The organism is Mesorhizobium sp. A623 (assembly GCF_054489405.1).
The window spans coordinates 327,772-350,529 of sequence record NZ_JBTMXB010000001.1 but is presented as its reverse complement, the minus strand read 5'-3'; the positions used below and the strand labels follow the sequence as shown (position 1 = coordinate 350,529).

Below are 22,758 nucleotides of genomic sequence, written 5' to 3'. Positions count from 1 at the left end.
CAGGAGCGCCGTGTGCCCGTCACCCCGAGAATTCTCGTCTTCGCCGGATCGGTTCGCGTCGGCGCCTATAGCGGCAAGACCGCCGACGTGGCGCAAAAGGAACTGGCGATCCAGGGTGCCGAAGTGACGCGCATTTCACTTGGGGACTATCCGCTTCCGATCATCGACGAGGATCTGGAGAAAGAGCATGGCGTTCCCGAAAACGCGGTCGGGCTGGCGCGCCAGATCGCCGCTCATGACGGACTTCTGATCGCCACGCCCGAATATAACGGCTCCATCCCGCCGCTCCTGAAAAACGCCATCGATTGGGTAAGCCGGGTGCGCACCGACGCCGGCCGGCCGGTCCGGCCGCTGTCCGGCAAGGCCGTTGCGCTGTGCTCGTCCTCCAGCAGCCCGTTCGCCGGCATCCGCTGCATCAACCATCTGCGCGCGGTTCTGGTACGCTGCCAGATGGAGGTGATTTCGCCGGAATGCTCCGTGCCGGCGGGGGCGGAAGCCTTCGACGAGGCGGGCGAATTCAGGAACCGGCGGCAGCACCGCGCCATGGAAACGGTTGCAACGGCGCTCATCGAGCGCGCCCGGATGCTCTCGGAAAGGATCGAACCATGAGTGACGAAATGATGGGGATGCAGCAGCGGCTGATCGTCGGCCTCGACGTGCCGAGCGTCGCGGACGCCGAGACCGTGGTGCGCGAACTGGAGGGCATGGTTTCCTTCTACAAGATCGGCTACCAGCTTGCCTTTGCCGGAGGGCTCGACTTCGCCCGCGAACTGGCGTCGGGCGGCACAAAAGTATTCCTCGACATGAAACTGCTCGACATCGACAACACCGTCGCCAAGGGTGTCGAGAATATCGTGCGCATGGGCATGACCATGCTGACCCTGCACGCCTACCCGAAAACGATGCGCGCGGCGGTGGAAGCCGCCAGAGGCAGCGACCTATGCCTGCTCGGCGTCACCGTGCTGACCTCGATGGACGAGCAGGACGTGATCGACGCAGGCTACGAATACGACCCGCACACGCTGGTGTTGCGGCGCGCCGAACAGGCGCTGCATGCGGGCATGGGCGGCATCGTCTGCTCGGCCAGCGAAGCGGAAGCGGTGCGCCGCATCGTCGGGCCGGGCATGGCGGTGGTGACGCCCGGCATCCGGCCCGCAGGCGCTGACCATGGAGACCAGAAGCGCGTGGTCACGCCCGGCCAGGCGATCCGCAACGGCTCCAGCCATCTCGTCGTTGGCCGGCCCATCGTCGGCGCGGTTGACAGGCGGGGGGCGGCGCACGCTATTCTCGACGAGATGCGCGCCGCGTAACTCGTGCGCTTGGGAGAGAAAAGATGGCCAAGGGATACTGGATCGCCCGTGTCGATGTTCGCGACCCCGAGCACTACAAGGATTATGTTTCGACCGCCAAGCCGGCCTTCGAGCGCTTCGGTGCGAAGTTTCTGGCGCGTGGCGGCGAACACGAAAACGTGGAAGGGCCGGGGCGCGCGCGCAACGTCATCATCGAATTCGAATCGCTGGCGGTCGCGAAGGACTGCTACAACTCGCCCGAATACCAGGCTGCCAAGGCGATCCGCCAAAAGGTGGCCGATGGCGAGATCGTGCTGATCGAAGGCGCCTGAGGCATGTCGCCCGAAAGTGGGAACCGGTTTCGGGGCAACGACATGCATCAAAACAAGGACTTGAAGCGCACCGCGTAAATCCATCCAGGCGCGAAGCGCCGGGGGGGCGCCCGATCACAGCCGCCAGAGTTTCCTTGCATTGCCCGAAAGCAGCTTTGCCCGGTCGTCGTCGCTGACGCCGGCCAGCAGCGCATGCGTCGCCGCAATCCAGGGCGCAAGCCCGCCACCCAGCGTGCAGACCGGCCAGTCGCTGCCCCACACGACGCGATCCCAGCCGAACGCGCCGATCGTATGCTCGACATAGGGTTTTAAGGTTTCCACCGCCCATGTGCCGGGGTCGGCATAGGCGACCACGCCGGAAATCTTGGCGGTAACGTTAGGCCGCCGGGCAATCTCCGCCATGTGCTCGCGCCATGGATGCTCGTTTGCGCCCTTGATGTCGGGCGCGCCGCAATGGTCGAGCACGAAAGAAACGTCGGGTGCGAGGTCGGCCAACGCGATGGCCTTGGGTATCTGGTGCGGCTGTACGACCAGATCGAAGGTCAGGTGCTGCCCTGCCATGCGGGCGATGTTTTCGCGAAACAGCGCGCCTTCGGAGAGGTCGTCGGGCACCACATGCAGAACGCGACGAAACCCCTTCACGAAGGGATCGGCCTGCTGGCGTTCGAGATGGGCGGCAAAACCTTTTTCCTCGGGGCGGCAGGAGGCGATCGCGCCCACCAGCAAGCTGCCCACCCGCGAGGCCAGCGCCTTGACACGCTCCGTCTCGGCATCGATGTCGGTGGGATCCACATCGACTTCCATGTGGAGAGCGGCCGCTATGCCGGCACGCTTGGCCTGAACCGCGTATTCCTCGTACAGGAAATCACGGTCCAGCGCCGGGACGCCGGCAAGCCAGGGGTAACGCAGGGCGGAGCGGTCGATCAGATGCAGATGGGTATCGACGATCATCCGTTCTGCTCCCCCTGCGCCTTGTTGGCCCTATGCCGCCTTCTTCGCCTCGCCTTTCGCGTAAGGGTCAAAGCGCTGGTAGAAGCTTTCGCCCTTTTCGGCCATGTCGAGAAGCAGCTTCGGCGCCTTGAACTCCGCCCCGTACTTCTTCTGCAACCGCTTGGCAATCTGGACAAATTCCTTCGCGCCGATGCCGTCGATGTAGGACAGCGTGCCGCCCGTATAGGGTGCGAAGCCGAAGGCGAGGATCGAGCCGACATCGGCCTCGCGCGGGTCGATGACGATTTTTTCTTCCATGACGCGCACGGCTTCCAGCGCGATGGTGACGAGGAGTCGTTGCTGCAATTCCTCGAAATCGACGTCGTCGGCCTTCTTTTGCGGGTACATATCTTTCAGGCCCGGCCACAGCTTTTTCTTGGCCGGCTTTTGCGGATAATCGTAAAAACCCTTGCCGTTCTTGCGACCGAAACGCTGATGCGTATCGACCAGCGCGTCGATGAGTTTCATCTGCTCAGGGTCTACCGCCTTGTCGCCCAGATCGCGAAGCGTCTGCTTCATGATCTTTTGCGCCAGGTCGACCGCCGTCTCGTCGGTCAAAGCCAGCGGCCCGACCGGCATGCCGGCGGCGCGCGCGGCATTTTCGATCATGGCTGCAGGCACGCCTTCGATCAGCATCTTGTAGGCTTCCGACATGTAGCGCAGCACGCAGCGGTTGACGTAGAAGCCGCGCGTGTCGTTGACGACGATCGGCGTTTTCTTGATGGCGCGCACGAAATCAATCGCGGTCGCCAGCGCCTTGTCGCCGGTCTTCTTGCCCAGAATGATCTCGACCAGCAGCATCTTGTCGACCGGCGAGAAGAAGTGGATGCCGACAAAATTCTTCGGGCGCGCCGAATTCTTCGCCAGCGACGTGATCGGGATGGTCGAGGTGTTCGACGCAAACACGGCCGACGATTTGAGCACCGCCTCGGCCTGTTCGGTGGCGGCCTTCTTGACACCTGAATCCTCGAACACCGCTTCGACCACCAGTTCGCAGCCGGCAAGCAGCGCATAGTCGGCCGTGGGCGTTATCAGGCCGAGAAGCTTTTCCTTGTCCTCTAGCGTAGCGCGGCCCTTCTTGATCAGGCCGTCCATCAAGCCTTCCGAATGCGCCTTGCCCTTTTCGGCCGATGCCGTGTCGCGGTCGAGCAGCACCACCGGGATGCCCGCCTTGGCAGTGACGTAGGCGATGCCCGCGCCCATGAAGCCCGCGCCAAGCACGCCGATCTTCTTGAACTTCGTTTCCGGAACGTCGGCGGGGCGGCGCGCGCCCTTGTTCAGTTCCTGCAGCGAAATGAACAGCGAGCGGATCATCGCCGCTGCTTCCCTCGTCTGCATGATTTCCGTGAAGTAGCGCAGTTCTATGCGCAGGCCGGTGTCGAACGGCACCAGCAGGCCTTCATAGACGCATTTCAGGATGGCGGTCGCGGCCGGATAATTGCCGTAGGTTTCGCGGCGCAGGATGGCGATTGCCGGCGGCCAAAGGTTCGCGCCAGCCGCCGAATAGATCGGGCCACCCGGCAGCCGAAAACCCTTTTCGTCCCAGGGTTGGATCGGCTTCAAGCCGCCCTTGATCATCGCCTTGGCGGCTGCCACCAGGTTGGCCGGCTCGACGATTTCGTGGATCAACCCCATCGCTTTCGCCTTCTTCGGTGTCAACGTCTGGCCGGAGGTCAGCATCTGCAAAGCCTGCTGCTGGTCGGTCAGGCGCGGCACGCGTTGGGTACCGCCGGCACCCGGAAAGATGCCGATTTTTACCTCGGGCAGCGCCATCTTCACCTTGTCCGAATCCGCAGCTATGCGGCCGTGGCAGGCGAGCGACATCTCGAACGCGCCGCCCATGCAGGTGCCGTTGATGGCCGAGACGAACGGCTTGCCGCAAGTTTCCAGCTTGCGGAACAGGCCGCTCATGAAGCCGGCCGTATCGAACAGTTTTTGGGTCGCTTTTTCGAGATTGCCCGCCTTTTCCTTGGCGAAGGTCTTCAACATCTTTTGCAGCATGGCGATGTCCGCGCCGCCGGAGAAAGTCTCCTTTCCGGAGGTGATGACCGCGCCCTTGATGGCCGCGTTCGAGGCGACGTGATCGACGATGGCGTCCAGTTCGCTTATCACCCCCTCGGTGAAGACGTTCATCGAACGGTCGGGCATGTCCCAGGTAATCAGCGCAATGCCGTCGGCATCGGTTTCGAGAGTGAAATTGGTGTAGGTCATTTTCCAGGCCCCCTTATACGCGTTCGATGATCGTCGCGGTGCCCATGCCTGCGCCGATGCACAGCGTCACCAGAGCGGTGTTGAGGTCCCGCCGTTCAAGCTCGTCCAGCACCGTGCCCAGGATCATCGCGCCGGTGGCACCCAGAGGGTGGCCCATGGCGATCGCGCCGCCATTGACGTTGATCTTGTCGTGCGGGATTTCGAAGGCCTGCATGTAGCGCAGCACCACGGCGGCGAAGGCCTCGTTCAGTTCGAACAGGTCGATGTCGGACAGCTTCATCCTGGCGCGCTTGAGCAACTTCTCGGTGACGTCGACCGGGCCGGTCAGCATCAGCACCGGCTCGGAGCCGATGTTGGCGAAGGTGCGGATGCGGGCGCGCGGCTTCAGACCCATCGCCTTGCCGGCCTTTCTGGAGCCGAGCAGCACGGCGGCCGCGCCATCGACGATGCCGGAGGAATTGCCGGCATGGTGGACGTGGATGACTTCCTCGACTTCCGGATGCTTCTGCACGGCGACCGCGTCAAAGCCGCCCATTTCGCCGGGCATGACGAAGGACGGGTTGAGCGCCGCCAGCGACTGCATGTCGGTGGACGGGCGCATATGCTCGTCATGGTCGAGGATGGTCAGGCCGTTCTGGTCCTTGATCGGAATGACCGAGTTCTTGAACCAGCCCTTTTCCCAGGCGTGCGCGGCGCGCTTCTGGCTTTCCACCGCATAGGCATCGACGTCATCGCGCGAAAACCCGTATTTGGTGGCGATCAAATCGGCCGAAATGCCCTGCGGCACGAACCAGCCGGGAAAGCCGACCGAGGGGTCCATGTACCAGGCACCGCCCGACGCGCCCATGCCGACGCGGCTCATGGATTCGACGCCGCCGGCGATGACGATCTCGTCCGCAGCTTGCGCGATCTTGGCCGCAGCGAGATTGACGGCGTCGAGGCCCGATGCGCAGAAGCGCGAAATCTGCATGCCCGGCGCCCTGTCGTCATAGCCGGCCTCGAAAGCAGCCGAACGCGGAATGACGGCACCCGCCTCGCCGACCGGGTCGACGCAACCGAAGATGATGTCGTCCACGGTGCCGGTGTCCAGGCCGTTGCGGTCGCGGATGGCTTCCAGTGTCCTGGCCGCAAGCCGCACCGCCGGAACCTCATGCAGCGCGCCGTCCTTCTTGCCGCGTCCGCGCGGGGTGCGGACGGCGTCATAGATGTAAGCCTCTGTCATTTTTCGACTCCTCGGTTTGCGGATCGACGCTAGAGCGAGCGGCCGATCAGCAATTTCATGATCTCGTTGGTGCCGCCATAGATACGCTGGACGCGGGCGTCGCGGTACATGCGGGCAATGGGATATTCATTCATGTAGCCATAGCCACCATGCAATTGAAGGCATTCGTCGACAACTTTTCCCTGCAAGTCGGACAGCCAGTATTTGGCCATCGAAGCCGTTACCGGATCGAGTCCGCCGGCAAGGTGGCGCTGGACGCAATCATTGTAGAAAACACGGCCGATAGTGATCTCGGTCTTCAGTTCGGCAAGCCTGAACTGGGTATTCTGGAAATCGAGGATCGCCTTGCCGAACGCCTTGCGTTCCTTGACGTAGTCTATGGTAAGCGCCAACGCACGCTCGGCCATGGCAATCGCCGTGGTGCCGATCATCAGCCGCTCCTGCGGCAATTGCTGCATGAGTTGAACGAAGCCCTGCCCTTCCTCGGACCCGAGCAGATTGGCGGTCGGCACGCGCATGTCGGTGAAGAACAGTTCCGATGTGTCGTTGGCCTTCAGCCCGATCTTGTCGAGGTTGCGGCCGCGCTCAAAGCCTTCTTGCCCGTCTGTTTCGATGACGATCAGCGACGTGCCCTTCGCGCCCTTCTCCGGGTCGGTCTTGGCAACGACGACCATCAAATTGGCAAGCTGGCCGTTGGTGATGAAGGTTTTCGAGCCGTTGATACGGTAGTGATTGCCGTTCTTCTCCGCTCGCGTTTTCACGCCCTGCAGGTCGGAGCCGGCACCCGGTTCGGTCATGGCAATCGCGCCGATCAGTTCGCCGGTGGCGAGCTTCGGCAGCCACTTTTTCTTCTGCTCCTCCGAGCCGTAATGGAGGATGTAGGGCGCGACGATGGCGTTGTGCAGGCCGATGCCGAAGCCGTCGACGCCGACATGGCCGATGGCTTCGATGATCGCGCTTTCATGGGCAAACGTGCCGCCCGAGCCGCCATATTCTTCCGGCATGGAGGCGCACAATAGGCCGGCGCTGCCCGCTTTTTCCCAGGCCGAACGGTCGACCATCTCCGCTTTTTCGAACGCGTCGTAGCGCGGCGCGATTTCCTCCGACATGAACCGGTGCGCCATATCGTAGAGCATGGCGACGTCTTCGCTGACCCAGCCGGGCTTGGGAAGGGAGAGGATTTCCGAGGGGTTGCTGGCCATGCCTTTGCTCCGTCAGAACGCCTCCGCCGGCAGCGCCATCATCGTATCCGCGCCACTGGATAGACGCGCCAGATGGGCCGAAGTTTCCGGCATCACACGCTCCATGAAGAAACGCGCCGTGACAAGCTTGTTGTCGTAGAAGGCCGCATCCGATGCGCCGGCCTTTGCCTGCGCGACCTTGGCCATCTGCCCCCACATATAGCCGAGCGCGACGAGGCCGAATAGGTGCATGTAGTCGGTGGAAGCGGCTCCGGCATTGTCGGGGTTCTTCATGCCGTTCTCCATCAGCCACAACGTCGCCGCCTGCAGATCGTTCAAGCCTTTCTTCAGGCCCTTGGTGAAAGGCATCATCTTCTCGTCGGCGCGGTTTTCCTCGCAGAAGTCGCCGACCTCGTTGAAGAAGGCCTGCACGGCGCGGCCGCCGTTCAGCGCCAGCTTGCGGCCGACGAGGTCGAGCGCCTGGATGCCGTTGGCTCCCTCGTAGATCATGGCGATGCGGGCATCGCGGACGAACTGGCTCATGCCATGCTCTTCTATATAGCCGTGGCCGCCGAACACCTGTTGCGCCATCACCGCATGGTCGAAACCCTTGTCGGTGAGCACGCCCTTGACGATGGGCGTCATCAGGCCGAGCAGGTCGTCCGACGCCTGCCGGTCGGCGGCGTCACCTGAGCGGTGCGCCACGTCGGACTTGAGCGCGGTCCACAGCACCAGCGCGCGGCCGGCCTCGTTGAAGGCCTTCATGGTCATCAGTGCGCGGCGAATGTCGGGGTGGACGATGATCGGATCGGCCTTGCCGTCCTTGTTTTTCGCGCCGGTCAGCGAGCGGCCTTGTAAGCGTTCCTTCGCATAGGCGACAGCGTTCTGGTAGGCGATTTCCGACAGGGATTGCCCTTGCAGGCCGACGCCCAGGCGCGCCTCGTTCATCATCGTGAACATGGCCTTCAGGCCGCCATTCTCCTCGCCGAGCAGCGTACCTTGCGCCTCGTCGTAATTCATGACGCAGGTGGCATTGCCGTGGATGCCCATCTTCTCCTCGATAGAGCCGCAGGAAACTTTGTTACGCTCGCCGGGGTTGCTTTTACCATCGAGCTTGAATTTCGGCACGATGAAAAGGGAAATGCCCTTGGTGCCTTCCGGCGCGCCCTCGATGCGGGCCAGCACCAGATGAACGATGTTGTCGGCCATGTCGTGCTCGCCGGCCGAGATGAATATCTTCTGGCCGGAAATCTGGTAGGTGCCGTCACCGTTCGGAACCGCCTTGGTGCGCAACAGGCCGAGATCGGTGCCGCAATGCGGTTCGGTCAGGTTCATGGTGCCGGTCCACGAACCCTCGATCATCTTCGGCAGAAAGGTCGCCTTCTGCTCGTCGCTGCCGTGGGTGACAATGGCCGCGATCGCACCCTGCGTCAGGCCCGGATACATCATCAATGCCATGTTGGCCGAAACCATATATTCGGCAACCGCGGAATGCACCGCATAGGGCAGGCCCTGCCCGCCATGCTCGGCGGGTGCCGCCAGCCCCATCCAGCCGCCTTCGCGATACTGGTCGTAGGCTTCGCAAAAACCTTTCGGTGTCGTCACCGAGCCGTCGTCGTGGCGGATGCAGCCTTCCATGTCGCCGACGCGGTTGAGCGGCAGCATGACGTTTTCGGCAAGCTTGGCGCCCTCTGCGAGGATCGCCTCGAGCACGTCGGGCGTCGCGTCGGAAAAGCCGGGAAGATTCGAATAGCGCTCGTACCCCAGGACTTCGTTCAGCACGAACAGGGTATCGCGCACTGGCGCCGTATAAATCGGCATGTCTTTCTCCACCTTGCAGTATTGGCGACAGGCACCCGAAAGCGTCGCGGATCGACGCCCATCCATTATCAAAAAGTGACGTTTGCGTAAACGTCACTAGCCACGAAGACCTATCGGGCCGCGCGCGCAGCAGCAGCCGTGCGCTCGGTCAGCATGATGCGGACCACCGACATCGATTCGCCAAGTTCGGCGATTGCTTCCTCGATGGCGGCACGCTGCTTCAACAGGCGGGCCATCTGCTTTTCCGATTTGTCGAGCGCCACTTTGAGCTGTTTCGTATTGGCGCTCGCCGGATCGTAGAGATCGATCATCTGCTTGACGTCGCGCAACGAGAAGCCAACCTTGCGGCCAAGCAGGATAAGCTTCAGCCGCGCCCTGTCGCGCCGCGTATAAAGCCGCGTCGCGCCCTCCCTTTTCGGATGGAGCAGGCCCTTGTCCTCGTAGAAACGCAATGTCCGCAGGGTTACGTCGAAGGCTTTCGCCATCTCGCCGATGCGGGTCAGGCCGTCATCGTCCTTCGAGCCACCAGCGCGAATTTCAGTTTGGCTGTCGACGTTCAATTCCATGGTCACCCTCCCCGTATCCACGGCGCAATCTGGATTGCCTTGCCCGTGCAGACCGCTTCCGGCTCGCCCTTCCGGATCGTGGACAGGGCAAATAGCGAGATTTGCGCGTCTGCTTCTTACGTTTACGTAAACGTATACGAAATTCGACCCCGGGTTGCAAGAGGCATCGCATCGCCTGACGCGCGAAGGGGAACCGGTTTCAAGACGACGCGATCATATCAAACGGGGCTGAGGCGCGCGTACCGCTCCAGCGACGCCCCACCTCCTCCGGTTGCTTCCGGCGGCCCGTTCCTGAACAAATCTTGAAGGTTCTTAAGTTTGGTTAACGCGTTGTTTACCATGTCGGGGGAAATGTGCGCATGTCGGTCACCGTGGTCACCCCTGTATCGAGTTTTTCACGGACTTCGAAGCGCTGAGCAGAACGGGCCATCAGGTCGCCTTTTTGTGAAGCCGCTGCGATCGCGACAGGAGTTGAGGGGAAACCGGCCTTCGCCGGTCATTTCGAAAACGGGCGTCCCGATGAACAGCAAGCGGTCCTATCTCGATACACTCAACGCCGGCCGGCAACGCAGGCCGCTCGGCTCGCTGGATCAACTCAACCAGTCGCTGGAGGCGCTGGAACGGCAGATCGCCCGGCCGCGCGACGCGGAGCCGCGCTATCCCGGCACGCAGCCTTACGCGCAGCGGCCGCTCGAAGAGCTTCGTGCGCAAAGCCGCGAACGGCCGATACCCTACCCGCAGCCCCGCTCTTACCAGGAGCCCCACCGTTACCCGGAACAACGTCCGGCGCCGCAGGCCGCGCCGCGTTTCGAGCAGAACTACCAGGCGCTTGCCCGCGACATCGACCGCGCTCGCAGCCAGGAAGACGGCATCGCGACGGTCGGCAAGATCGCCAGCGAACTGAGCAGCCTGCGCGAAGAACTTCGCCACCAGATGACGGCCGGCCTGCACCGTGAATTCGAATCGCTGCGCAACGATATCGGGCGCGCCTACAAATCGGCGCCGTCTTCCAAGGAAAGCGCGGAGCTTGGGCGCGAATTCGAGCGGCTTTCAGGCGCGATCCAGACGCTCGCCGACAAGGGCGACGACCGCAGCATCAACATGCTTCGGCTGGAAATGGAACAGATCAAGGGCGCGCTCGATCTTCTGGCGCGCGAGGAAAGCGTCCAGTCGGTCGACCGCCGCTTCGACGATTTCGACCGGCGCTGGAGCGCCTTCGAAAACCGGGTCGACGCCGCCGCAGGCTCGCGGGCGGACGGCCCCGGCATCGCCATGCTGGCCGAACGGCTGGAGCAGATCGGCAGCGCCGTCAACAATTTGCCCGAATCGCTGTCGCTTCGATCGCTGGAAGAGAAACTGCGCACGCTGGCCGGCGCCGTCGATCATTTTGCCAGCCGCGAGAACGATTTCGGCCACGATACGCTGGGCATGATCGACGAGCGGCTGGACGAGATTTCACGCGCCATCGTCGCCTCGAGCGTCGCCGCGCAGTCCAGCAATCTGGACCCGGAACTGTTCGAGCGCATCGAACACCGCATCGCCGCCCTTGCGCAGCAGATCGAGGAAGTGGCGGCCGAGCGGCCGGGCGGCGAGACGATCGACCGCCTCAACATGCTGTCGGCACGCGTCGACGACCTGGTAGCCAACGCCAATCTGCCGGAGCAGGCGATGGAGCGCCTCGGGCAACAGATCGCGATGATTGCCGACAAGATCGACCATGCGCCCGCCACGCCGGATGCCGACTATATCTTCCAGGGGCTGGAGCAGCGCTTCGATGCGCTTTCCGGCACGATGGAACGCCGCCAGGACGATGCGCTGGAACAAGGCAACATGCTGTTTCGCGATCTGGAGCGGCGGCTGAGCGAGGTTGCCGGCAGGCTGGACGAGCGTGCCTCGGGCGTGGACATCGACAGCGGCGGCATCATGGATGCCATCGACGCCCGCTTCAACTCGCTGGCGCAGCGGCTGGAGACACGTGCGCCGGATCCGGCAGGCCAGGCGGCGCTGCGCGGGCTGGAAAGCCGGCTCGAAGACATTTCGGCGCGGCTGGATGCTTCCGCGGCCCAGGTCGCCAATATCGATCCGGAACTGATCCGCAGCCTGGAAGCGCAGGTCACCGGCCTGTCCGCCCATTTTTCCCGCCCCGGCACGCCGCTGCCGGAGTTCGAGGACATCAGCCCCCGGCTGAGCGAGATCGAGCGCTCGCTGACCGGAGCGCATGACACGATCATCAGCGCGGCGCGCGAAGCGGCGGAGAACGCCGTGCGCTCGCTGGCCGGGTCGAGCGCCAACACGCAGGCCGTTTCCGGCCTCGCCGATGACCTCAAGACCCTTGAAAAGCTGACCCGGCGTTCGGACGAGCGCAACTCGAAGACCTTCGAGGCCATCCACGACACGCTGCTGAAGATCGTCGAGCGGCTCGGCTCGCTCGAGCACCGCGAGGCAGCCGAGCCGATCCCGGCGGCAAAGATCGCGATCCACGACGCGCCCTCCATGGATATCGACCAGCCCGCATCGCTGGCGGATGCCATGAGCACAGCCGACACAATGACCGCCGTCGATGACGTCGAGCCGGTGACGCGCACCCCGGCGCAGGCGGCCGCAGCTGCGGCGCTTGCAGCGCTCGGCTCGGACACCATGGTCGACCAGCCGGAGCGGACCGGGCGCAGAAAGTCCATGCTGGGCGGCCTCGCCCGTGCCTTCGCGAAGAAGGATGTCGACGCTGACGCGCCTGCCGGTTCCGCGCCGACAGTGGATGCGCCAAGCGTCGACCTTGACGAGCCGCTCGATCCCAAGCTTGCCAACCGGCCGCTGGAACCGGGTTCTGGCGCGCCGGACCTGAACGCCATCATGAGGCGGGTGCGCGACGAGCGTGCGCAACCGACCCGCCAAGGCGAGGTCGACGCCTCCAAGTCGGACTTCATCGCCGCCGCCAGGCGCGCCGCGCAAGCCGCCGCAGCCGAGGCCGATACGCTGAAGCGCCAGTCGAGCCTTGCCGGCACGACCGGCTCGCGCAAGCTGGGCGACCTGCTCAGGGCGCGCCGCAAGCCGATCATGATGGCCGCCGCCGCCATCATGCTGGCGCTTGCCGGCATGCAGCTCGGCAAGGCCTTCCTGTCCAATCCCGACCAGGCCGCCAGCAACGACGCGCCGCCTGCCGTGGTCGAACAGAAGACGGAAATCGCTTCGGCCGCTCCGACGCCTGTTGCTGTCGAAGACATGGGGGCCGCCGAAAATATCGGGGCCGTCGAAAAGGCGCAGAACACCGCCGGCACCGAACCGGTACGCGTCGTCGGCAGGCCGGATGCTTCCGATGCAACGACCGGCAGTGGCGCCGAAGAGCCACCCGCCATGACCGCCGGGTCGCATGACGAGGTATCGCCGGTCCATGCCGATCTGACCGGCACCGAGACGGCGACGCCCGAGATCGAACACGCATCCATCGGACAAGCGCCAGCAACGATCGCAGCCGACACCACCGGCGCGGTGATCCCCGCATCGGCCAAGCTTGCCGCAGCCGACCCTGCGCCGACCGCCATCGACATTCCGGCCGGGGCCGGCCCGGAGGCTTTGCGCCAGGCCGCATCGGAAGGCGACGCCAAGGCACTGTTCGAAATCGGCTCTCGCTATGCCGAAGCGCGCGGCGTCAAGGAAGATATGGCTTCCGCCGCCAAATGGTACGAAAAATCGGCTGAACTCGGTTTCGCGCCGGCCGAATACCGTATCGGAAATTTCTACGAAAAGGGCCTCGGCGTTGCCCGCGACATCCAGAAGGCCAAGACCTGGTATCAACTCGCAGCCGGACAGGGCAATGCCAGCGCCATGCACAATCTTGCCGTGCTGTTTGCGATGGCGGCCGACGGCGTGACCGACAATGAGTCGGCCGCGCGCTGGTTCCAGGCGGCGGCGGATCTGGGGGTCAAGGACAGCCAGTTCAACCTCGGCATCCTTGCGGCTAAGGGCGTCGGCATGCCGCAGAATCTCGAGGACGCCTATAAATGGTTCGCGCTCGTGGCCAAGACCGGCGACAAGGACGCCGCCTCCAAGCGCGACGAGATCGCCAAGGCGCTGCGCCCCGAGCAGCTTGAGCGCGCCCGCGCCACGACGGAGCTTTGGAAGGCCAAGCCCCTCGACCAGGCGGCCAACTCGGTCGACATTCCCGAATCCTGGCACGAGGGAACGCCTGCCGTGACGGCCAGCATCGACATGAAGAAGGCCGTGCAGAACATCCAGCGCATCCTGAACAAGAACGGCTACGATGCCGGCGGCGCCGACGGCGTGATGGGGCAGAAGACGAAGACCGCCATCATGGCCTTCCAGGGCGACAACGACATGAAGCCGACCGGCGAAGTCGACGAAAAGCTGGTCAAGGCGCTGCTTGCGCACAAATAACGGCGTCGGCGTCGTTTCCACGACGCCACGCCACAAATTTGCCTGTTAACCGCTTGAGATGTCTTTCGTTTCGACATCTGACCCGCATTGGGCCGTCACGGCAAGATCGGGTTAGCTTTTCGGTGTTATAGACAAGCAGCGGCCATGTCGGCCGACAGGCAAATTGGTTGAGACAGACGGGTGGGCATTTATCTCCCGATCGCGGAAATTTCCGTCAATGTCTTCGTACTGCTGGCAATGGGCACAGCGGTCGGCTTTCTGTCGGGCATGTTCGGCGTGGGTGGCGGCTTCCTCATCACCCCGCTGCTGATCTTCTATAACATCCCGCCGGCCATAGCGGTCGCCACCGGCGCCAACCAGGTCATCGCCTCATCCTTTTCCGGCGCGCTGTCGCACATGAAGCGCGGAACCCTCGACTTCAAGCTCGGCGGGGTGTTGCTGGCGGGCGGCGTCGTCGGCTCGACCGGGGGCATTTTCGTCTTCGGGATACTGCGCCGGCTGGGCCAGCTCGACCTGTTCATTTCGCTGCTCTATGTCGTGCTGCTCGGGACCGTGGGCGGCCTGATGCTGGTCGAAAGCGTCAATGCGCTGCGCAAGACCCGCAGCGGAGCTGCGCCCGTGCTGAAGAAGCCCGGCCAGCACAACTGGATCCACCGCCTGCCCCTGAAGATGCGCTTCCGCGCCTCGAAACTGTTCGTCAGCGTCATCCCGGTGCTGGGCCTTGGCGCGGCCATCGGCTTCCTGTCTTCCATCATGGGCGTCGGCGGCGGCTTCATCATGGTGCCGGCGCTGATCTACCTGCTGAAGGTTCCCACCAACGTCGTCATCGGCACTTCGCTGTTTCAGATCATCTTCACTTCGGCCTATACGACGCTGATCCATTCGGCGACCAACCAAACCGTCGATATCATCCTCGCCTTCATCCTGATGGCGGGCGGCGTCGCCGGCGCGCAATACGGCGCCAAGGTCGGGCAGAAGCTGCGCGGCGAGCAGCTGCGGGCGCTGCTGGCGCTGCTGGTACTGGCGGTCGCCATCCGCCTTGCCATCGACCTGTTCGCCCGGCCGCCCAACCTCTATTCGCTGTCAACCGTAGGCCTCAGTTGATGAGGGTCTTGCACAAATTCCTCTGTATGCTCGCGGCGCAAGGCACGCTAGCATTCGCTTTGGCCGCAGCAGCACAGGCGCAGCCACAGGCGCCGCGCGTGCAGACCCCCGCGCATCACGAAGGCATCCAGATCGGCCTGTCCACGGACAATGTGTCGATCACGGCGGGCTTTTCGGGCGCCGATCTCACCATTTTCGGTTCGCTGGAGGACGCTGACCCGCAGGTCGCAAGGCAGGGGCGCTACGACGTCATCGTGGTGCTGGAAGGGCCGGGGCAGCCAATCGTGGTCCGCCGCAAGGACAAGGTGTTGGGCGTGTGGGTCAATCTCGAATCGGAAACCTTCGACAACGTGCCGGTTTCCTATTCGATGGCCAGCACAAGGCCGCTTCAGGACATTACCGAACCCAACAGCTACAGGCAATTGTCGCTCGGCCCTAGCAACATCTACATGCAGCCAGCGGAAGGCGACGACAGCAGCCCCTCAACCATCAAGGAATTCACCCAGGCGCTGCGTGACCGCAAGGCGGCGGCCGGGCTCTACAGCGAGAATGTCGGCGGTGTGCAGTTCCTGTCGCAAAACCTGTTCCGCGCCACGGTGCGGCTGGCGCCCGACGTGCAGATCGGCACCCACAAGGCGCGCGCCTTTCTGTTCAAGAACGGCCTCTTCATCAAGGAAAACTCCGCGCAACTCGAGATCCGCAAGTCCGGCTTCGAGCAGATGATTTTCCGCCTCGCCCATAACCATTCGGTCTTCTACGGCCTCTTCGCCGTCTTCCTGGCAATCGTGACCGGCTGGCTGGGCCGTGTCCTGTTCCGCAAAGACTGATGCGGCGCTACGTCAAGGCGAGGTATACAATCCGCCCCAGCGCGCCGAGGAGCAGCACAAATGTCGCGATGGCCTGGATGAAGAACCCAGGATATCGCTTTTTCGGCTCCGAGATATATCCGACGAAATACGCCACGCGGCCGATAAGCCACAGGACGCCGAAGCCGGCTGCCCAGCCGGCGCTCCAATAAATCGCGAACAGCCACATCGCGGGAAGGAAGATCAGCAACCATTCGAGCGTGTTCGTGTGGGCCCGAACGGCTCTTTCGAGCAGCGGATCGCCGGTCATGGTCGGGGCGAGGATACCGGTCTTGCCATGGGTTCTCGCCACGGTCAGGGCCATTGCGAATATCACGAGCCCGCAAAGCAGGGTCACGATAGCGACCGAGTAGTACCTTTCCATGTCAGCTCCCTTCTGCCTCCGCCCCAGATAGCCGCAACCCTCACCCCGGCCGCAGCATCGAGTGTGGCAGCGCGAAGATACGCTGCGCGCCGAGCATGTAGGCCATCAGGCTTTCGCGGCGAAACAGCCCGGCATAGGCGCGGTCGAGCACGTTGAGCGAGCCGGTATAGGCGCCGAAGGCCGGCATGATCATGCGCCCGCCATCGCCGGCAAAGCAGCGCCGCCGTACCGAGCGGCCCCGCTGCACGATGCGCGCGCACGGATGCAGATGGCCTGAAATCTCGCCCTCGATCCTTTCCGCAGAAGGCTCGTGCCTGAACGAAAGCGCGCCAATGGCGATCTCGCGCACCGTCTTGCCGGACAGGCCGGCAGGCGCATCGGGATCGTGGTTGCCGGCGACCCAGAACCAATCGCGCCCTGCCATCAGGGCTTCAAGCTGTTCGCGAAAGGCCGGGTGCATGCGCGCAGCCCCGCCGCCGTCATGAAAGCTGTCGCCAAGGCTGATGACGATGACCGGCTGGTAATCCGCGATCACTGCTTGAAGCCGCAGGAGGGTCGCTGCCGTATCATAGGGCGGGATCAGCGCACCGCGCCTGGCCAACGACGAACCTTTTTCCAGATGCAGATCGGACACCACCAGAAGCTGGTATTCTGGGAAATAAAGCACGCCGCGCCTGTCGCAGACAGCAAACTCGCCGGCGATGCCGACAAGGTCGCCCCGAACAGGGTCACCGTGGATCGGCGGGGCGCTGGCGGCAGCGAAATTCATCCTTTGCCCATGGCCTCCTCGACCAGATCGGCGGCATCCATCAGAAGCGTTTCGTCGGCCTCGCCATTGACCGGCATCTTGCCGACTTCCAGCATGATCGGCACGGCCAGCGGCGAGATGTGTTCAAGGTGCTTATGCACGATTCGCCCGTGGATGCGCGAGAGCATGTCGGCCAGTCTCCTGACATCGAGCAGCCCGGCGGCAGCATCCGCCCGCGTCGCCTGCAGCAGGATATGGTCCGGCTCGTGGCTGCGCAGCACGTCGTAGATGAGATCGGTCGACACCGTCACCTGCCGCCCACTCTTTTCCTGACCGGGATGGCGCTTTTCGATCAACCCCGAAATCAGCGCACAGGCGCGGAAGGTACGCTTCAAAAGCCATGAATCGGCCAGCCAAGCCTCGAGATCGTCACCCAGCATGTCCTCATCGAACAGTTCACTGAGCGACGGCTTTTTCGCCCGGAACATCTGTCCCATGTCGCCCAGCGACCAGACGGCAAGCGCGTAGTCGGTGGCGACGAAACCGAGCGGCCGCGCGCCAGCCCGCTCCAGCCTGCGTGTCAGCAACATGCCGAGCGTCTGGTGCGCCAGCCTGCCCTCGAACGGATAGGCGACCAGATAGTGCCGGTTGCTGCGTGGAAAAGTTTCGATCAAAAGATCTGCGCGCTTCGGCAGCACCGACTTTTCCGCCTGGATGCGCAGCCAGTCGGCGACCTGCTCCGGCAGGTTTTTCCAGCGCGCCGGGTCGTCCAGCATGACGCGTACCTGTTCGGCCAGATAGGTCGAAAGCGGAAATTTGCCGCCGCCATAATAAGGCACCTTGGCGTCGCTGCCCGGCGCGTTCGAGACGAAACATTCGCTCTCGCGGATGCCCTCGAAGCGCAGAACTTTTCCGGCAAACAGAAACGTGTCGCCATGCGTCAGCGTTTCGAGAAACGCTTCCTCGATCTTGCCCAATGTCATGCCGCCGCGTGACGTCGACGCTTTCGAGCCCGCCTTTACATAGCGCACGTTGAGCGCCGGCACCTCGATGATGGTGCCGACATTGAGCCGGTATTGCTGGGCGAAGCGCGGATGCGAGACGCGCCAGAAGCCGTCCTTGTTCTGGCGGATGCGGGCATAGCGCTCATAGGCTTTCAGCGCATAGCCACCGGTGGCGACGAAATCGATCACGCGGTCGAATGTTTCGCGGTCGAGATTTGCATAGGGCGCCGCCGTGCGGATTTCCACGAAGATGTCGTCAGCGAGAAACGGTGCACCGCAGGCGCAGCCCAGCACATGCTGCGCCAGCACGTCCAGTCCGCCGGCAGTCAGCGGCGGCGTATCCTGCGCGCCAAGATAGTTGGCGTCGAGGGCTGCCCGGCACTCCAGCACCTCGAAGCGGTTGGCCGGGATCAGGATTGCCTTCGACGGCTCGTCCATGCGGTGATTGGAACGGCCGATGCGCTGCGCCAGCCGGCTCGCTCCCTTCGGCGCGCCGACATGCACCACCAGATCGACATCGCCCCAGTCGATGCCGAGATCGAGCGTCGAGGTGGCGACGATGGCCCTGAGCGCATTGTCGCCCATCGCCTTTTCCACGCGCCGGCGCTGGCCGACATCGAGCGAGCCGTGATGCAGCGCGATCGGCAACGTATCCTCATTGACCCGCCACAGTTCCCGAAACAGCAGTTCCGCCTGGCTGCGCGTGTTGACGAACAAAAGCGTTGTCCTGTGCCGTTTGATGGCGTCGTAAATCTCTGGCGTCGCATAGCGCGCCGAATGCCCCGCCCACGGCACGTGTTCTTCTGAATCGAGGATGGTAATATCCGGCTTTGCGCCGCCTTCGACGGTGATGAGGCTGGCCATTTCGCCGGGCGGATTCTGGCTGACCAGCCAGCGCCGCAATTCGTCCGGCTCGGCTACCGTCGCCGACAGGCCGATGGTCTGCATGGCGGGCACGAATTTGCGCAGCCGCGCCAGTCCCAGCGCCAGCAGATGGCCGCGCTTCGATGTTACCAGCGAATGCAGTTCATCGAGCACGACATAGCGCAAATCCTCGAAGAAGCGCACGGCATCGGCAGACGCGATCAGCAGCGCCAGTTGCTCCGGCGTGGTGAGCAGAATATCCGGCGGAACCAGCTTCTGCCGCGCCCTTTTGTGCTGCGGCGTGTCCCCGCTGCGCGTTTCTATCGTGACAGCCAGTCCGATTTCCGCCACCGGCTTGCCGAGATTGCGCTCGATATCGACGGCCAGCGCCTTGAGCGGCGAGATGTAGAGCGTGTGGATGCCGCGCCGGGCAGCGCCGGGTTTTCGCTTGGGCCGATGCGCCAGTTCGGTCAGCGTCGGCAAGAACCCGGCCAGCGTCTTGCCGGCCCCGGTCGGCGCGATAAGCAGCACCGATTGCCCGGCTTGAGCGCGGGAAAGCAGTTCGATCTGATGCGCGCGCGGAGTCCACCCCTTTGCCGCGAACCATTTTACGAACGGTTCGGGAAAACGGACAGCGGTATTTTCGTCGGCAAGGGGCTGCTCGATGGTCACCCGGCAGAGGTAGCGCGGCGGCGGGCAATCGCCAAGGAAATTCTGGAACAAAAAGTGATCGGAGCCGGTGACGCTCCCGGCCTACTCTGCCGCGACGCCCTGCTGGAAGGCGGCAAGGGCAGCCTTCAGCCCGTCAGGACCGGCTGCCACCGTTTCCGACAACGGTGAAAAGCCAGCGCCCAGCATCTTGCGGCCAAGCATATGGTCGCCGGGACGGTTGACGGATTCGATGCCGAGCAGTCGGTCGCCGGCATAGTGGTAGATGGAAAACCGGTTCTCGTCGAAATCGCCCAGCACCACATTGCTGTCGCTGCCGGCGGTGAGGCCCACCATCTGCAGCTTCATGTCGCCGATGTCCGACCAGAACCACGGCACCGCGGCAAAGGCATCCGCATGGCCGGTGATGGTGCGCGCCGCGAGACGCGCCTGGTCGGTGGCGTTCTGCACCGATTCCAGCCGCACGTCGCCGCCGGTGAGCCAGTGGCGGTAGCTGGCGGCATCGCCGATCGCCAGCACCTGCGGGATCGAGCTGCGCATCTGCTGGTCGACACTGATGCCATTGCTGGTGGCGAGGCCGGCGGCTCCAGCCAATTCCACATTGGGCACCACACCGATGCCGATGATGACCATTTTCGCCGGCAGGCGTTCGCCGGCGGAGGTGACCGCCGCCACGACATGGCCGTTTTCGCCCTCCAGCCGCTCGACCGTCGTGCCGGTCAGGATGCGCACGCCCAGCGCCTCCAGCCGCTTGTGCACATGGCTGGCAACAACCGGCGCAACGGCGCGGCCGAGCAGACGCGGCGCCGCCTCGACCACCGTGACCTTGCGGCCGCCCGCCGTGAGGGTCGCAGCGATTTCAAGGCCGATGAAGCCGCCGCCGAGGATGACGACTTCCTCGCTTTGGCCGCTCTGGTCGCGGATCAGGCGCGCATCACTAATCGAGCGCAGCGACAGCACGCCGGCAAGGTCCGAGCCGGACAGCGGCAGCAGGCGCGGGCGCGAACCGGTGGCCAGGATCAGATGGTCAAAGGCCAGCGTATCGCCGCCGGCGATCTCCAGCCGCTGGCCGCCAAGGTCGATGCGCTCGACCGTGACGCCGGGGCGAAAATCGATGGCATTTCCGGTATAGAAGGTCTCGCCGCGCAACGGCTGCGGCTTGGCCTCCGCGTCCTTGATGAAGGTCTTGGACAGCGGCGGCTTGTGGTAGGGAAGTTCGTTCTCGTCGCCGAGCAGGATGACCGGACCATCATAGCCCTCCTCGCGCAGGCTGGCCGCCGCCTGCACCCCCGCGTGACCCGCACCGACAATGACAACGCCGTTCTTCATGCTGCACCTATCCGTTCGACATCCTAGCCAGACCGCCAAACCGGCGATTGTCCAGTTCCGCCGCGAATGCCGCACTCCGCGGTCGCACCCGGAATGCCCTTTTGTCAATCTCCCACCCATGGAGCGCCTGAAATAGCTGGCCTGCGTAAAACATGAGCCATTTAGTTTAGAATTATTCTAAACTATTGTTTCGATTGTCTTTTCTTGACAAAGACGGTTGACTTTACGGACGAGCATCGTTTTATGTGAGGCAGCGCTATAGCGCACCCCTTTGATGTCTGGGCCTTGAACCCGTTCGATTGGAGGCATTTCGGTGTCTTGTTATCCGGACCGCGCGACGCGGCCATTTTTCGACTTGCCGGCCGCGCAGCAAAGCCTGCGCCTTGATCATCATTCGCACATTCCGCAACTGGCTCCCGGCCATGCCCTTGGCACTGCCGCTGCCCTTCCATGCTGACAGTTCCCAGGAGACGACAATGCTGAAAATCGTCAAGACCCGATATGCCGGCAGGCTTGCTGCCCTTGCCGCCACGGTCGCGCTGACGGCCGCCGTCTTCGTGTTGCCGGCAAAGGCGGAAACCGACGCCAAGACGGTCATCAAGACCTATTCCGATATCGCTCTGGCCAAATACGAGGATTCGCTGACCACCGCGCAGGCGCTCGACAAGGCGGTCGCTGCGCTGATCGCCAAGCCCTCGACTGAGGCGCTGAATGCGGCGCGCGAAGCCTGGAAGGCGGCGCGCATTCCCTACCAGCAGACGGAAGTCTATCGTTTCGGCAACCCCATCGTCGACGAATGGGAAGGCCGGGTGAATGCCTGGCCGCTGGATGAAGGCCTGATCGACTATGTCGACAAGGGCTACGGCACCGAATCGGACGGGAACTCGCTCTACACGGCCAATGTCATCGCCAACAAGACGATCAAGATCGACGGCAAGGAAATCGACGCCTCGAACCTGACACCGGAATTCCTCTCCGGCACGCTGCAGGAGGCGGGCGATATCGAGGCCAATGTGGCTATCGGTTATCACGCCGTCGAATTCCTTCTATGGGGGCAGGATTTGCACGGCACCGGCCCAGGCGCCGGCGAGCGCGCCTATAGCGACTACGACACCGCCAACTGCACCAACGGCAATTGCGACCGCCGCGGCCAGTACCTGAAGTCGGCAAGCGACCTTTTGGTCTCGGACCTGGAGGAGATGGTCGGCAACTGGAAAGACGGCGGCGCGGCGCGCAAGAACCTCGAGGAGGGCGAGCCGAATGCCGGCATTTCGGCCATCCTGACCGGCATGGGTTCGCTGTCCTATGGCGAACTGGCGGGCGAGCGCATGAAACTCGGCCTGTTGCTGCACGACCCGGAGGAAGAGCATGACTGCTTCTCCGACAATACCCATATCTCGCACCTTGAGGATGCGGTCGGCATCCGCGACGCCTATCATGCCAGCTACAAGCGCATCGACGGCTCAGTCGTATCCGGTCCTTCGGTGTCCGACATGGTCAAGGCTGCCGATCCGGCACTGGACAAGGAATTGTCCGACAAGCTCGGCCTGACCGTCGCCAAAATGGAGGCGATCAAGGCGCGCGCCGAGGCCGGCGAGGCCTACGACCAGCAGATCGGCGAAGGCAATACCGAGGGTAACGCCACCGTGCAGGCGGCAATCGACGGACTGGTCGACCAGACCAAGTCGATCGAGCGCGTCGTGTCGGCGTTGAAGCTCGACGCCATCGCTTTCGAAAGCTCGGACAGCCTCGACGCACCGGACAAGGTGTTTCAGTAAGTCGGGGTTTTCCAGTAAGCGGGGTTTC

General features: G+C 63.4%; 17 protein-coding genes. 7 read left to right on the top strand and 10 right to left on the bottom strand.

Translation table 11 applies throughout. The annotated features are described in order from the left end of the window. The first annotated feature begins 12 nt into the window (after nucleotides 1-12). The 3 genes from ACX3P1_RS01790 to ACX3P1_RS01780 are packed head-to-tail and all read left to right on the top strand — an operon-like array spanning nucleotide 13 to nucleotide 1,621. Nucleotides 13-609 carry an NADPH-dependent FMN reductase gene (locus ACX3P1_RS01790; RefSeq protein WP_459077803.1) on the top strand — a complete coding sequence of 199 codons (597 nt, stop codon included), beginning with the start codon at nucleotides 13-15 and terminating at the stop codon, nucleotides 607-609. Beyond that, the gene (pyrF, locus tag ACX3P1_RS01785) at nucleotides 606-1,310 is read left to right on the top strand and encodes an orotidine-5'-phosphate decarboxylase (RefSeq protein ID WP_459077802.1); all 705 of its coding nucleotides are present in this window, start codon (nucleotides 606-608) and stop codon (nucleotides 1,308-1,310) included. Before ACX3P1_RS01790 ends, pyrF begins: the two co-directional genes overlap by 4 nt. Nucleotides 1,311-1,333: 23 nt before the next feature. Continuing rightward, a complete protein-coding gene (locus ACX3P1_RS01780; protein ID WP_459077801.1) occupies nucleotides 1,334-1,621 on the top strand; it encodes a DUF1330 domain-containing protein in 288 nt (95 codons plus the stop codon). A gap of 114 nt (nucleotides 1,622-1,735) precedes the next feature. On the opposite strand, the gene ACX3P1_RS01775 is transcribed toward ACX3P1_RS01780, so the two are convergent. The 6 genes from ACX3P1_RS01775 to ACX3P1_RS01750 form a co-directional block, all read right to left on the bottom strand. Beyond that, nucleotides 1,736-2,572, bottom strand: coding sequence for an amidohydrolase family protein (locus ACX3P1_RS01775; RefSeq protein WP_459077800.1), 837 nt, complete (start codon nucleotides 2,570-2,572; stop codon nucleotides 1,736-1,738). Between the two features lie 30 nt (nucleotides 2,573-2,602). Continuing rightward, complete coding sequence (locus ACX3P1_RS01770; RefSeq protein ID WP_459077799.1) at nucleotides 2,603-4,822, bottom strand: 3-hydroxyacyl-CoA dehydrogenase NAD-binding domain-containing protein; 2,220 nt, start codon at nucleotides 4,820-4,822, stop codon at nucleotides 2,603-2,605. A 13-nt stretch (nucleotides 4,823-4,835) separates the two neighbouring features. Further along, nucleotides 4,836-6,044: an acetyl-CoA C-acetyltransferase gene (locus ACX3P1_RS01765; RefSeq protein WP_459077798.1), complete on the bottom strand. Its 1,209-nt coding sequence runs from the start codon at nucleotides 6,042-6,044 to the stop codon at nucleotides 4,836-4,838. A 29-nt stretch (nucleotides 6,045-6,073) separates the two neighbouring features. Beyond that, on the bottom strand, nucleotides 6,074-7,246 hold the full coding sequence (locus tag ACX3P1_RS01760) for an acyl-CoA dehydrogenase family protein (protein WP_459077797.1): 1,173 nt from the start codon (nucleotides 7,244-7,246) through the stop codon (nucleotides 6,074-6,076). A 12-nt stretch (nucleotides 7,247-7,258) separates the two neighbouring features. Next, the gene (locus ACX3P1_RS01755) at nucleotides 7,259-9,046 is read right to left on the bottom strand and encodes an acyl-CoA dehydrogenase (protein ID WP_459077796.1); all 1,788 of its coding nucleotides are present in this window, start codon (nucleotides 9,044-9,046) and stop codon (nucleotides 7,259-7,261) included. A gap of 110 nt (nucleotides 9,047-9,156) precedes the next feature. After that, complete coding sequence (locus ACX3P1_RS01750; protein WP_459077795.1) at nucleotides 9,157-9,612, bottom strand: MerR family transcriptional regulator; 456 nt, start codon at nucleotides 9,610-9,612, stop codon at nucleotides 9,157-9,159. Between the two features lie 519 nt (nucleotides 9,613-10,131). Between ACX3P1_RS01750 and ACX3P1_RS01745 the strand changes: the two genes are divergently transcribed. From ACX3P1_RS01745 to ACX3P1_RS01735, 3 genes are all read left to right on the top strand, one after another. Next, nucleotides 10,132-14,004, top strand: coding sequence for a peptidoglycan-binding protein (locus tag ACX3P1_RS01745; protein WP_459077794.1), 3,873 nt, complete (start codon nucleotides 10,132-10,134; stop codon nucleotides 14,002-14,004). Nucleotides 14,005-14,184: 180 nt separating this feature from the next. Beyond that, the gene (locus ACX3P1_RS01740; protein ID WP_459077793.1) at nucleotides 14,185-15,108 is read left to right on the top strand and encodes a sulfite exporter TauE/SafE family protein; all 924 of its coding nucleotides are present in this window, start codon (nucleotides 14,185-14,187) and stop codon (nucleotides 15,106-15,108) included. Continuing rightward, nucleotides 15,108-15,935 (top strand): TIGR02186 family protein, encoded by an 828-nt coding sequence (locus ACX3P1_RS01735; RefSeq protein WP_459077792.1) that lies wholly within the window; start codon nucleotides 15,108-15,110, stop codon nucleotides 15,933-15,935. Before ACX3P1_RS01740 ends, ACX3P1_RS01735 begins: the two co-directional genes overlap by 1 nt. Before the next feature lie 7 nt (nucleotides 15,936-15,942). On the opposite strand, the gene ACX3P1_RS01730 is transcribed toward ACX3P1_RS01735, so the two are convergent. The 4 genes from ACX3P1_RS01730 to ACX3P1_RS01715 all read right to left on the bottom strand — a co-directional run bounded on the left by ACX3P1_RS01730 (nucleotide 15,943) and on the right by ACX3P1_RS01715 (nucleotide 20,952). Continuing rightward, nucleotides 15,943-16,338: an MAPEG family protein gene (locus ACX3P1_RS01730; RefSeq protein ID WP_459077791.1), complete on the bottom strand. Its 396-nt coding sequence runs from the start codon at nucleotides 16,336-16,338 to the stop codon at nucleotides 15,943-15,945. A 40-nt stretch (nucleotides 16,339-16,378) separates the two neighbouring features. Continuing rightward, nucleotides 16,379-17,107 carry a ligase-associated DNA damage response endonuclease PdeM gene (gene pdeM / locus ACX3P1_RS01725; RefSeq protein WP_459077790.1) on the bottom strand — a complete coding sequence of 243 codons (729 nt, stop codon included), beginning with the start codon at nucleotides 17,105-17,107 and terminating at the stop codon, nucleotides 16,379-16,381. Beyond that, nucleotides 17,104-19,626, bottom strand: coding sequence for a ligase-associated DNA damage response DEXH box helicase (locus ACX3P1_RS01720; RefSeq protein WP_459077920.1), 2,523 nt, complete (start codon nucleotides 19,624-19,626; stop codon nucleotides 17,104-17,106). Before ACX3P1_RS01720 ends, pdeM begins: the two co-directional genes overlap by 4 nt. Before the next feature lie 81 nt (nucleotides 19,627-19,707). Then, entirely contained in the window at nucleotides 19,708-20,952 is a 1,245-nt protein-coding gene (locus ACX3P1_RS01715; protein ID WP_459077789.1) for an NAD(P)/FAD-dependent oxidoreductase, read from the bottom strand. A 476-nt stretch (nucleotides 20,953-21,428) separates the two neighbouring features. Here ACX3P1_RS01715 and ACX3P1_RS01710 point away from each other — a divergent pair, with 476 nt between their 5' ends. Beyond that, nucleotides 21,429-22,730: an imelysin family protein gene (locus tag ACX3P1_RS01710; protein WP_459077788.1), complete on the top strand. Its 1,302-nt coding sequence runs from the start codon at nucleotides 21,429-21,431 to the stop codon at nucleotides 22,728-22,730. Nucleotides 22,731-22,758 lie beyond the last annotated feature (28 nt).